At 69.3% G+C, this 12,192-nt stretch carries 6 protein-coding genes and 3 pseudogenes; 4 read left to right on the top strand and 5 right to left on the bottom strand.

The window, feature by feature from the left end; translation table 11 throughout:
• Positions 1-54 precede the first annotated feature (54 nt).
• Both ACH9D2_RS07835 and ACH9D2_RS07830 read right to left on the bottom strand, forming a co-directional pair.
• Entirely contained in the window at positions 55-1,260 is a 1,206-nt protein-coding gene (locus ACH9D2_RS07835) for a CAP domain-containing protein (RefSeq protein WP_396362277.1), read from the bottom strand.
• Positions 1,257-3,134 (bottom strand): GH25 family lysozyme, encoded by a 1,878-nt coding sequence (locus ACH9D2_RS07830; RefSeq protein WP_396362276.1) that lies wholly within the window; start codon positions 3,132-3,134, stop codon positions 1,257-1,259. Before ACH9D2_RS07830 ends, ACH9D2_RS07835 begins: the two co-directional genes overlap by 4 nt.
• Positions 3,135-3,437: 303 nt before the next feature.
• Between ACH9D2_RS07830 and ACH9D2_RS07825 the strand changes: the two genes are divergently transcribed.
• The 3 genes from ACH9D2_RS07825 to ACH9D2_RS07815 all read left to right on the top strand — a co-directional run bounded on the left by ACH9D2_RS07825 (position 3,438) and on the right by ACH9D2_RS07815 (position 7,692).
• Complete coding sequence (locus ACH9D2_RS07825; protein WP_396362275.1) at positions 3,438-4,046, top strand: arsenate reductase/protein-tyrosine-phosphatase family protein; 609 nt, start codon at positions 3,438-3,440, stop codon at positions 4,044-4,046.
• Positions 4,047-4,236: 190 nt separating this feature from the next.
• The gene (locus ACH9D2_RS07820; RefSeq protein WP_396362274.1) at positions 4,237-6,333 is read left to right on the top strand and encodes a M36 family metallopeptidase; all 2,097 of its coding nucleotides are present in this window, start codon (positions 4,237-4,239) and stop codon (positions 6,331-6,333) included.
• Positions 6,334-6,402: 69 nt separating this feature from the next.
• On the top strand, positions 6,403-7,692 hold the full coding sequence (locus tag ACH9D2_RS07815; protein WP_396362273.1) for a M20/M25/M40 family metallo-hydrolase: 1,290 nt from the start codon (positions 6,403-6,405) through the stop codon (positions 7,690-7,692).
• 52 nt (positions 7,693-7,744) lie between these two features.
• Here ACH9D2_RS07815 and ACH9D2_RS07810 read toward each other — a convergent pair.
• Positions 7,745-8,326, bottom strand: a pseudogene (locus ACH9D2_RS07810) (ATP-binding cassette domain-containing protein); the annotation flags it as partial.
• A 147-nt stretch (positions 8,327-8,473) separates the two neighbouring features.
• Between ACH9D2_RS07810 and ACH9D2_RS07805 the strand changes: the two are divergent.
• Positions 8,474-9,592, top strand: a pseudogene (locus tag ACH9D2_RS07805) (IS630 family transposase).
• A gap of 105 nt (positions 9,593-9,697) precedes the next feature.
• Here ACH9D2_RS07805 and ACH9D2_RS07800 read toward each other — a convergent pair.
• A complete protein-coding gene (locus ACH9D2_RS07800) occupies positions 9,698-10,204 on the bottom strand; it encodes a hypothetical protein (protein WP_396362272.1) in 507 nt (168 codons plus the stop codon).
• Between the two features lie 282 nt (positions 10,205-10,486).
• Positions 10,487-11,760 (bottom strand): annotated as a pseudogene (locus ACH9D2_RS07795) (ISL3 family transposase).
• Positions 11,761-12,192 lie beyond the last annotated feature (432 nt).

Genomic DNA, 12,192 nt, shown 5'->3' with positions numbered 1-12,192 from the left:
GGGGCTGCGTCGTCGTCGGGGTGCGCCGGGCGCGCCCGAGGGCGGAGGAACGGGTCAGCGGGTGACCCAGTTGCGCTTCGTGATCGAGGACCAGTGGACGGTGTAGCCGTTGGAGAACCGCTGGCGGACCTCCGAGCCGTACCGGTACTCGTCGGTGACGGGGTAGCCGTAGCCGCGCTCGGCGCCGGCGGACTTCCAGCGCTGGCCGATCGCCCCGCTCTCCTTCACGACCTTCGCCCCGGTCCGGGGGCTCCACAGCACCTTGTGCACGGCGCTGCCCTTGCGGAAGACCTGGTAGGCGCCGCCGCCGGTGAGTCCGGTGATCTCGCGGGTGGTGGGGTACCCGAAGCCGTTCTCCCAGCGGTGGGCGGCGAACTTGCGGCCGATGGCGCCGTTGAAGTTCACGGGCCACGCCCCGGTGCCGGAGCTCCAGTAGAACGTGTGCTTCTTGGCGAAGCCCTGGAGGGCGCCGCCGTGGAGCAGCCCGCCGCGCTCGCTGCCGGTGGGGGCACCGAACACGGCCGCCCCGCCGAGGGCGTGGTACTGGCGGCCGATGGCGCCGCGCACCTCGTAGCCGGCCGAGGTGATCGGCGCGGTGGTGGGCGGGGGAGTGGGCTTCGGCGCAGGCGCAGGCGCCGGTGCCGGGGCCGGCGCGGGGGCCGTGCCCACCGAGGTGCGGACGTCCGCCGGGGCCTTGCCGTCCGGGTAGCCGTAGGAGGTGACCGTGCCGACCAGCCGCCAGCCCTCCTTGCTCCCGGCCAGCGACCCGTCCGCGTACGTCAGGCCGATGCCGATGACGGTCATGTCCGGGTCGGTGAGCACCTTGTTGTGCGCGGTGGAGCCCTTCCACCAGGTCATCAGGTCGGTCACCCGGCCCTGCCACGAGACCGCGTGGATCTCGCCGGCGTGGATCCAGCCGGCGGCCCGGGAATCCGTCAGGAACGTGTTCGTGTGGTTGATGACCTCCTGGCGGACCAGGCGGTCGGACTCGCCCTGGGCGATCCCCGAGACCGTCGCCGAATACTTCACGGGGGCGAGGCCCTTGGCCTTGCGGTGGGCGTTGATCAGCTCCAGCAGCTGCTGGGCGTCGGCCGAGCGGGTGCTCGAGGAGACCGTGACGATGTCCGAGCTCGCCGCGGCGGCGGGGCCCGCCGTGAGCATCCCGGTGGCGGGGACCGCCAGGGCGAGGGCGGCCGCGGTCAGCGTCAGGGGACCGGGGGTGCGGGTGCGCGCCGGGGCGCGGTGCTTGGCGTGGCTCATCGGGTCACCCAGGTCCTCTTCGTGGTGGTCGAGTAGTGCACGGTGAAGTTCTTGGAGAACCGCTGGCGGATCTCGGAGCCGTACGTGTACTCGTTGGTGGTGGGGTAGCCGTAGCCGCGCTCGGAGCCGGCGGCGAGCCACTCGCGGCCGATCGCACCGTTCTCCTGGACCACGTGGGTGCCGGTGGCGGAGCTCCAGATGATCCGGTAGACCTTGCTGCCGTTGCGGAACACCTGGTAGGCGCCGCCGTTGAGCAGCCCGCCCCGCTCGGACGTCACGGGGTAGCCGTAGCCGCGCTCGTGGCCGCCGCGCTTCCACACCCCGCCGATCCCGCTGGTCTCCCGGACCGGCACGGCGCCGGTGGCCGGGCTCCACAGCACCTTGGTCACGGCGCTGCCCTTGCGAAAGACCTGGTAGGCGCCGCCGTGAACGAGTCCGCCGACCTCGCGGGTGGTGGGGTAGCCGTAGCCGTTCTCCCAGCGGTTCGCGGCGAACTTCCGGCCGATGGCGCCGTTGAAGTTCACGGGCCAGGCCCCGGTGGAGGGCGTCCAGTAGAAGGTGTGCTTCTTGGAGAAGCCCTGGAGGACCCCGCCGTAGAGGAGTCCGCTGCGCTCGTTGCCGGTGGGGGTGCCGAAGACCGAGGACCCGCCGAGGGCCCGGTACTGGTTGCCGATGGCGCCCTTGACCACGTACCCGGCAGGGGCCACCTGGGTGGGGGCCGCCGGGGTGCCGGACGGGGCCCGTCCGCCGAGCGGCTTGTAGTAGGCGTTGCGCGCCATGTCCTGCAGCTGCGCGGAGCTGCCGCGGTAGACGTTGGCGTCGATCCGCTCGGTGAAGCCGGCGTCGGTGTACTGCCAGAAGTCGTAGGTGGACCAGGCGCTGGGCACCGTGGGGGCCGCGGTCTCGTACGCGGCGATGTGCATGGGGTGGTCGTTGAACGCACTGGAGTTGCCCGTGCAGTCCCGCCACCAGTAGTAGTTCGTGTAGATCGCCGGCAGCCGGCCGGTGCGGGACTTGTACCGGTCGGAGAAGTCGCGGATCCAGCTGACCATCTCGGACGGCGAGAAGCCGTAGCAGGCGTTGCCGTACAGCGAGGGGTACGGGTTGTTCTCGATGTCCAGCAGGCCGGGCAGCGTCTTGCCGTCCGCGGACCAGCCGCCGCCGTTGGCGAGGAAGTAGTCCGCCTGCTTGGCGCCGGAGGAGTCCCGGGTGGGGATCGCGAAGTGGTAGCCGCCGCGGTACATGCCCACGGCCCCCGCGCCGGCGTACTGCTGGGTGAACAGGCTGTTGCGGATGCTGTCGCCCTCGGAGGACTTGACGTAGGCGAAGCGGGAGCCCTGGTTCCACAGGCTCGTCCAGTTCAGGGACGGCTGCCAGTTGGAGACGTCCGTGCCCTTGACGCCGCTGGGGGCCCAGGAGGCGGCGGCACCGAGGGATTCGGCCGACGCGACCCCCGCGCCGGCCTCCTCCGGGGTGTCACCGGCACCGGCACCGGTGCCGGCGTCGTCGGTGTCGCCGGAGAGCTCCGCCGCGGTGCGGGCGGAGGTCGCCGCCAGCTGCTCGAAGTGGTCCTCGGACTTGGCCCACTGCCCCATCACGGCGCCGCCGTGGGGGTCGCCGGCGGCCGGCTGCGTGCCGGCGCGGGCGGGGTCGGGGAAGACGGCCTCGCCGGTGGTCCCGTCCACGAGGGTGGAGACGACTTCGCCGTCGGACTCCACGACCTTGGAGACCAGGTTGCCCTGGCGCTCCTCGGAGAGGGTGGTCGATGAGGTGGTCGCGGCCTCTTCCGTGGCCGCGACCGGGGTCAGTGTGGTGATGGCCAGCACCGCCGCCGTGAGGGCGGCGGGCAGCGTCAGTCGGGGGGATGCTTTCACGCTGGAACGCCTATCTCGCATGGATCGTTGGGGGAACGACTCGTGCAAGGCCATGGGGATGGGGGGAAGATCCTCTGGAGCCAGGTCGAGTATAAAGGCGCGTTTGCATAAACAATCAATAACGATGTGCCGTGTTACGCACCCGTACAACTCTGCGCGTAGTGATTCGGTCAGGAGAACGACGACGACGGACCCCTCGCCCTCCGACGCCCGTCCACGGCGCGATCCCGGTGAGCCGGTGAACGACTGTTCAGGGCCCCGACCCGGATACGATGAACCGGACTCGACCCCCAGAGGAGAACCATGGCCCCCACGCGCATCCTGACGGTCTGCACGGGCAACGTGTGCCGCTCGCCCATGGCGGCGGTCGAGCTCGACCACGGCCTCAACGCGATCTCGCCCGGCGGCTTCGAGGTGACGAGCGCCGGGATGCACGCGCTGGTGGACGAGGGCTTCGAGCAGCGGGTGGGCCGGCTGGCCCAGGACCGCGGCCTGGAGGCCGCCGCCGCGCACCGGGCGCGGCAGGTCACCCCGGACGTGCTGCGGGACGTGGACCTGGTGCTCGTGATGGCCCGGGAGCACACCCAGCCGGTGCTCCAGCAGGCGCCGCGGCTGCTGAAGAAGGTCTTCACCCTGCGGGAGTTCGCCCGGATCCTGCAGTATCTCTCCACCGACCCGGAGCTGGACCGGGCGGTGCCGGCGGACCGCGCCGAGCGCTGGGCCTGGCTGGTCCAGCAGGCGCCGCGGCTGCGGCAGCGGGTGCCGGTGCGCCACCCCGAGCGCAACGACGTGATCGACCCCTACCGCCAGGAGGACGCGGTGCTCCAGCAGATGGCGGACGAGCTGTTCGAGGCCACGGAAGCGATCCTCGCCTTCGAGCGCCGGTACGCGGAGCGCGTGGCGTCCCCGTAGCACCCTCCGCCGGTGCGTGGCACGGATCGGCGGGTGAACGGCCACGTCACAGGCATGTGCACTGCTTGACGCACCGTCAGGCCCCGCTTCTTAATGAGAGGCCAGGTCGGCCGCGCCGCCGAGCAGGACTCCGGTCCTGCCGCAGTGGAGGTGACCGGGCTGGAAACGGATCGTTCGCGAGGAGTTCCTGATGCCCGCTGACCGAGCACTGCCGGAGGATTTCCACGCGCTGTACGACGCCGGCGCCCGGAGTGCCCGCGGCACGGCGCCGTCCGCCTTTTCGGCTCCCGTCTCACCCGGTCACCTCCGGCTGGCGGGGCAGCTCGGCGACCTGGAGGCGGACTACGACCAGGTGACGCAGCTGCCCCACCGCATTACGCGGCGGGCCCCGGCCGGCGGTCTGTCGGGGGAGGCGAGCGCGTCAGCAGAGGAGACGGTTCAGCGGTTCGTCACCGAGCACGGCGATCTGTGGCGATTGTCCGAGGCGGACGCGCAGGGCGTCGAGGTGGTGTCGGTGAGCGGACGCGGTCTGCGCACGGTGCAGCTCGTGCAGCGGGCCGAGGGCGTCGAGGTGTTCAACTCCGAGGCGACCGCGGCGATCGGCCCGGACGGTGCCGTGGTCTCCGTGGCGGGCCAGTTCTTTCCCGGTGCCGCGGAGGCCCGGAGCGCCCGCACGGCCACCACCACTTCGGCGGAGGAGGCGATCGCGCTGGCGGCCTACGACCTGACCGGCGTCGAGTACGACTCCACAGCGTTCAGCGAGGTGAGCGCCGAAACCGGTGACTCCGCCGGTGGGAGCTACCGGTTCTACCGCTCCGCCGAACCGGCCGGCGGCGGGCGGCCGGCGTTCGAGCGGACGGTGCGCGTGAAGGACGTGCTGTTCCCCCTGGGGGAGCAGCAGTTCGCCCCCGGCTACTATCTCGAGCTGTGGATCGAGGGCTTCCCGGCGTTCAGCTACGTGATCGATGCGCTCGGGGAGCCGGAGGTGCTGTTCCGGAAGAACCTCCGGGCCGACGCCGCCTTCACCTACCGGGTGTTCAACACCGGGGACGCCCTGTTCCGCCCCGAGGACGGGCCGGCCCCCGGTTCGCCGCACCCGACCGGGCAGCCGGACGGGTTCCAGGCCGCAACCATCCCCGAGCAGCTGGTCACCCTCGAGAGCCTGCTCCCCGGCGCCCCGTGGCTGCCGGAGGACGCCACGACCACCCGCGGCAACAACTGCATCGCCTACGCCGATCTCCGCACGCCGAACGGGCACAGCCCGGGCGACGTGGAGGGCCGGACCACGGGGCCGCGCACTTTCGACCACCCCTACGACTCCACCCGGCCCGCCAGCGACCCCGCCAACGTGCAGGCCAGCCTGGTCGGGATGTTCTTCCACGTGAACTGGTTGCACGACCGCTGGTACGAGGCGGGCTTCGACGAGGCGGCCGGCAACGCCCAGCAGCACAATCCCGGCGGCGCCGGTCTCGGCGGGGACCCGATCCTGGCGGAGGGCCACGACTTCAGTGGCACCGACAACGCCAACATGCAGACCCCGGCCGACGGCGCCAGCCCGCGGATGCAGATGTACGAGTTCGTCGGCGTCGCCCCGCTCCCGTCCCGCACCAGCAACTTCGACGCGCTGATCACGTACCACGAGCTGGGGCACTACATCACCAACCGTCTCGTCGGCAACGCCTCCGGGCTGGCCAATCAGCAGGGCAGGGCGCTGGGCGAGGGCTGGGGGGACTTCTTCGCCATCTCCATGACCTCCCAGGCGTCCGACGACTTTCCCACCGGGGCATTCCCCGCCGGCGGGTGGACCGACCTGACGCCCACCTTCACGGACAACTACTACTTCTCCATCCGGCGCTTCCCCTACTCCGCGGACCTGGGGAAGAACCCGCTGACGTTCAAGCACATCAGCAACGGGGTGGTGCTGCCGGCCGGCCCGCCGCACCACCCGCACGGCGGCGGGCCGAACAGCGCGGTGCACAACGCCGGCGAAGTCTGGTGCGCCGCCCTGTGGGAAATCTTCGTCAACCTCGTGGCGCACCACGGCCACGTCGAGGCCGAACGCCGCATGCTCGAGTACGTGGTCGGCGGGCTCAAGCTCACTCCGAGCATGCCGACCTTCACGCTGGCGCGCGACGGCATCATCACGGCGGTCACCGTCCTGCATCCCGAGGACCTCCCCGGTGTGTGGCGCGGTTTCGCCAAGCGCGGCATGGGCGCCGGGGCCGTGTCGCCGCCCAGCACCTCCGCCTCGCTCGCGGGCGTGGTCGAGAGCTTCACCACGACGTAGGGTGCACCACGCCGCAGGTTCCACGCCGCAGGTTCCACGCCGCAGGTTCCACGCCGTAGGAGACACGCCATGACGATCGTCCGATTCGAGTTGGCCGGTACCCCCGAGGACGGTGACGAGCCCCGGCCCGCGGCACGGGACGAGCTGCGGGCGCTCACGGCCGCGGCGGCGGACGCCGGCGCCGCCTGGACGCAGCTCGGCGACACGCTGCTGGTGACCGGGAAGCCCGCCCGGCTGGAGCGGGCGGGCGCCGGACGCGCCCCCGCGTCCCGGGTCGAGGTGCCCACGGCCCGCCTGCACCTGGTGATCCAGAACGGCCGACAGTTCCAGCAGGAGCACCCCGGTGTCCCGGTCCTGGTCGACAAGGGCCGCTACCTCGTCGTCGACCTCGATCCTGCCGAGGCGGGCCGGCTCGCCGAGCCGGCCGAGCGGCACCTGCCGTGCTACCGCGTCCGCGCCCTGCCGGCTGACACGGTCGTGTTCGAGCAGCGGGCACCGGCCCCGGAACGGGCGCGGGCAGCGCCCGGGCCGCGCCTCGACGCCGTCGTGTCCCGCGACGCGTTCGCGGCGGACCTGCGCACGCTCGCCGGGTTCCGGACGCGGCACTCGACGAGCGACGAGTTCCGGACCGCGCTCGGCTGGGCCGACGGCGTGCTGCACGACCTGGGCTTCACCACGCGGATCCAGACGGTCCCGCTTCCCGGAGGAACCACGCAGAACCTGATCGCCGAGCGACCGGGTACCGGCGGCGACGGTCGCGCAACGGACGGTCGCGCGGTGCTCGTCACGGCCCACCTCGACTCGGTCAACAGCCAGGACGGCACCGCCGCTCCCGCGCCCGGCGCGGACGACAACGGGTCCGGGGCCGCCGGCCTGCTCGCCATCGCCCGGGCCCTGCGCGACCACCCCGGCGCCCGCGAGCTGCGGCTCGTCCTGTTCGGCGGCGAGGAGCAGGGGCTGCACGGGAGCCTCCGCTACGTCGCCGAGCTGGACCGGGCGGAGCGCGACCGCATCGACGCGGTCGTCAACATGGACATGATCGCGAGCCGGAACACGCTCTCGCCCACGGTGCTGCTCGAGGGCTCCGCCGTGTCCCGGTCCGTGCTGAACGGTCTGGTGGCAGCGGCGCAGGCGCACACCGCCCTCACCGTGCAGACCAGTCTGCTGCCGTTCAACAGTGATCATGTGCCCTTCATCGACAGCGGCATCCCGGCCGTGCTCACGATCGAGGGAGCCGACGGCGCCAACGACCGGATCCACACCGCGGACGACACCCTGGAGCACGTCGACCACGACCTCGCCCTCGAGATCCTGCGGATGAACGTCGCCTACCTCGTCGAGGCGCTCGGGCAGGTGTGAACCGGGACCGGGGCTGCACGGCCATGGGCGGCGCCGCGGTCGAGGGTCTCGTTCAGGCGCCCACGTAGGCCGCGAGGTGCTGGCCGGTGAGGGTCGAGCGGGCGGCGACGAGCTCGGCGGGGGTGCCCTCGAACACGACCCGGCCGCCGTCGTGGCCCGCCCCGGGGCCGAGGTCGATGATCCGGTCCGCGTGGGCCATGACCGCCTGGTGGTGCTCGATGACGATCACGGACTTGCCGGAGTCGACCAGCCGGTCGAGCAGGCCCAGCAGCTGCTGCACGTCGGCGAGGTGCAGGCCGGTGGTCGGCTCGTCGAGGACGTAGACGCCGCCCTTCTGGCCCAGGTGCGTGGCCAGCTTGAGCCGCTGCCGCTCGCCGCCGGACAGCGTGGTGAGCGGCTGGCCGAGGCTGAGGTAGCCCAGGCCCACGTCGGCGAGCCGGTCCAGCACGGCGTGCGCGGCCGGGGTCCGTGCGTCGCCGGCGCCGAAGAACTTCGCGGCCTGCTCGACCGGCATGGCGAGCACCTCGGCGATGTTGCGCCCGCCCAGGGTGTGTTCGAGCACCGAGGCCTGGAACCGCTGGCCCTGGCACTCCTCGCACGTAGTGACGACCCCGGCCGACACGCCCAAGCTTGTCGTCTATTCCTTAAGGCAGATAGGCCAGAAGGGCTAAGCGCCAAGTGCGGTGGTCCAAGACATCAGCTGGTGGCGCATCAGGTCCAGCTGGGCGCTGGTGGTCCGTCGTTGCACAATCTGAAGGCTTCGCGGGATGGGACCATGGGCATGGCAAACCATCCTGCGGCCCTGTTGCTGTTGCGTCAGGGCGACCGGGAGAAGCTCCAGCGGCTCAGCCGGTCGACCTCGGTACGGGCGGGGCTGGCGCATCGGGCGCGAATCGTGCCGCTGGCCGCTGACGGGGTGTCCAACACTGAGATCGCGCAAAAGGTCAGGACCACCCGCACCACCGTGATCGCCTGGCGGGCCCGCTATACCGAGGCAGGCATCGAGGGGCTGGCTGATCACGACCGGTCGGGCCGACCCCGGCAGATCGACCACCGCGCGATCGTGGCGGCCACACTGACACCGCCACCGAAGAAGCTTGGGGTCGCCCACTGGTCCTCCCGCCTGCTGGCGGGGCGGCTGGGAATCAAACACAGCACCGTGGCCAAGGCCTGGCGGGAGTATGGGGTGAGCCCGTGGCGGGAGGGCACCTTCAAGTTCTCCACCGACCCGCAGTTGGTGGCGAAGGTCGTCGACGTCGTCGGTCTCCATCTGGCCCCACCGGCCAACGCAATCATGCTGTGCGTCGACGAGAAGTCACAGATCCAAGCCCTCGAACGCACGGCATCGGGGCTGCCGATGCAACCCCGGAAGCCGGCGGCGCGTACCCATGAGTACGTGAGGCACGGGACCTCGACACTGTTCGCCGCGCTAGATATCGCCAACGGCCACCTCACCGCAGCCTGCAAGCCCAGGCACCGGCGACAGGAGTTCCAAGCCTTCCTGAAGCAGGTCGCCCGGGCCTTCCCGGACCTGGAGCTGCACCTGGTGATGGACAATTACGCCACCCACAAAACCCCTGAAGTGAAGGTCTGACTGACCGACAACCCCAGGTTCCGGGTGCACTTCACCTGGACCTCCGACTCCTGGCTGAACCTCGTAGAAGTGTGGTTTTCCATCATCGAACGTCAGGCCCTGCACCGGGCCGACGTCGTTTCCGTCGCCGAGCTCAACGCGAAGATCCGCGCCTTCGGCAGCGGATGGAACGACCGGTGCCATCCGATCGTGTGGACTAAGACCAGCACCGAGCTCCTCAAGAAAGCCAACCGCCCAACCACTTCAAAGACGGGCCACTTGAGCGAGGAAGCTGAGCTTTCGCGGGCTTCGAGCCAGCGTCCTTGACCCAATAAATCTCGAAGCGATATGAATACCATGAAGTGATCGGACTCCCTGAAAGACGAAGCATCCCCGGCGGTCTCGCCGGGGATGCTTCGTCGTTCGGAACGATTACGCCAGTTCTTGGCAAAGATTTGTTATATTGCCGGACCCGGTAAAGGGTTGTCTTTCAACCACTTGGCCATCCTCCACGCCGAGGACGTAGGTGAAATTGCCGGAGACCAAGTAAAGCTCATTTGGATCTGGGGCTGGGCGGCTGAGAACGTTTCGCCCTGTCACCCTGTACCGTGTGTCGCCGCTTACTGGGTCCGTGGCTTCGGTGCGGCCCGTGCCTGTGATGGAGTAAGTGGCGGAGGGGCCGGGGTTATCCGGATCCGTCACATTGGTGATTCTCGCTTTGAGCCCGGGGGAGAGGATTTTCATTCCCCCGCCATTGTCGATCGTCTTTTCTTTTCCAGAGGCTTCCACGAGAAGGATCACCCCGTTGCTGCAGTTAAATGTGAATGCAGTCTCGAAACGGGTGGGTGGGGCTGCGACTGAAGCCCCCACACCCAGCCCGCTGGCCACCATTCCCCCGGCTGCAACCGAACAGAGCAAAGATCTTTTCCATGCTTTCACGATATCCCCCTGATGTCCCGATGGCTCACATGCAAACGCACCTTCAGTCGGAATGACCGACCGGTTTACACCTGCATCACAGTAGAATTTGCATCTCGTGTAACCAATCAGTAACTAGTGTCGCGAGCCACCTATGCACTAAAAGTCAATCCATCATTGCGAATCTGTTACGAATGGACTGCATGTCTTCCGCAGTGACTCTGCATGGGCTATCGCCCACAAATCGGGGATTGCCCCATGCCTACTGGCTCTTCGGGGTCCAAGGTGTAGTCGGGGTCCGAATCACCCGGTCTTGAGCAGTGATCCGGTGATGTAGTCGGTCAGGTTCCGGAATCGGATGACCGAGCCGCACAGGTGCTCGAGCCGGCCGTTGGTCGACTCAATGGGAGCGTTGGATGTGCCAGGACCGTCGAAGTGGGCCGGCACGTCGGAGGCGCGATTGTTCGAGGCCTGTCCGCGCGTGACGACCTCGCTCAGCGAAGCCGGGGCGGCATGGCGGAGGAAGTCGATCATCCGCTGCACCACCTGTCGACCACGGGCATGGTCGAATTCGCGGTAGGCGGCGATCATCCGCTGGTAGACCTCCCAGATCGCGTCGACCTCGACGTGCTTCTCGGCGGCGAACAGGTCCTGAAGATGTTGGGTCTGTTGGTCGTCGAGCAGGTCCGCACCGGTATGCAGGGTGAGGCACAAGGTGTAGAGGGGTGCGCTCGCCCCTCCACGGCGGCCGCGGGTGTCCTGCTGGACGCAGCGCCGGCACGCATCCAGGGCATCGCCGGCCGGGCGAACAACGTCGGAGGAGTCCATGACCGCCACAGCCTCTTGCCACTCCTCGGTGGTGGCGGTTTTGGAGCCGCTGACCCCTACCGTCGCGACGACTCCCACGCCCTGGCGTCAGGCGTTCGCGCGTTCGCCCAAGCAGTCCTAGAACGTCGCCTTGGAGTGGCCGTCAATCATGGCCAGCCCCCTTGTTGGACCTGTCTCGGCGCTGATCGAGGGCCGGTCGAAGATCATCGTGGCGTACTTCGCTCCGCGTCGGGTGTGCCGCCACACGTGCACATCGACGCGGATCACAGCCACTCCGTCGAACCGTGTGGGGTCTTCGAATATGACCCAACGGCCCTCGGCCAGGACCGCGTCGTCGGCGGTGTTCCACGAGACTCGCAGGCCCTCGGCGATCCGGGCGACGGTGAGGTGCTGGCACAAGATGCATTGCAATGCCCACCGCAGGCCCCTGTGCGAAAGCTTCGTTCGCGCCTCGGCGACCGTGGACGTGTCCAGGTGCCGCACGTGTCCGCGCGCGTTGCACCGGTAGCGGCGGACCCTGACAGTCAGCGTCGTGGGGCACGACCTCAGGGGCTCGGGGGCCGGCGGACTACGGTGTCGCCTGCGGTGCCCTCGCGTCCACAGCCACGGCACCGCTGGTCCGCGGCTACGATGCGGCAGGCCAGGACCGCCCGGTCATGCTCGAGGCGCTGTCCCACGACGTCAAGACCGTGCTCGTCCGGACGAACGAACGTGGGCAGGTGTGGGCAGGTGAAAGCAGGGTCATGCACATCGACTTCTTCCGAATGGGTGGCGCAGGAACCCCCATGATCGGGAAGCCCCAACCTTGACCCGGCCATCAACGCGCCACCACCCGCTATCCCCTGCATTCCGAAGAGCCCCAGTTACCCACGACATACGTTGCGATCCACCACCCTTCCTGGACTGCTTTTCAATTCTTGGGGTAGGGCAGTTGTCGGTCGGTTGGACAGGAGGCGCAAGTCTGAGCAGTCTTCTGCAAATTTTGTTGTTGCTGGCCCGGCCGACCATCCGATTGCTTCATGAATGCTTCGGCGAAAATTGATGCAATCTGCTCAGGCGCCGACGTACGCCGCGAGGTGCTGGCCCGTGAGGGTCGAGCGGGCGGCGACGAGCTCGGCGGGGGTGCCCTCGAACACGACCCGGCCGCCGTCGTGGCCCGCCCCGGGGCCGAGGTCGATGAT

Origin of the sequence: Kocuria rhizosphaericola, assembly GCF_044462205.1 — a bacterium.
Lineage (GTDB): Bacteria > Actinomycetota > Actinomycetes > Actinomycetales > Micrococcaceae > Kocuria > Kocuria rhizosphaericola.
Note: the sequence above shows the minus strand (reverse complement) of the source record. Positions and strands in the feature narration are given on the sequence as shown.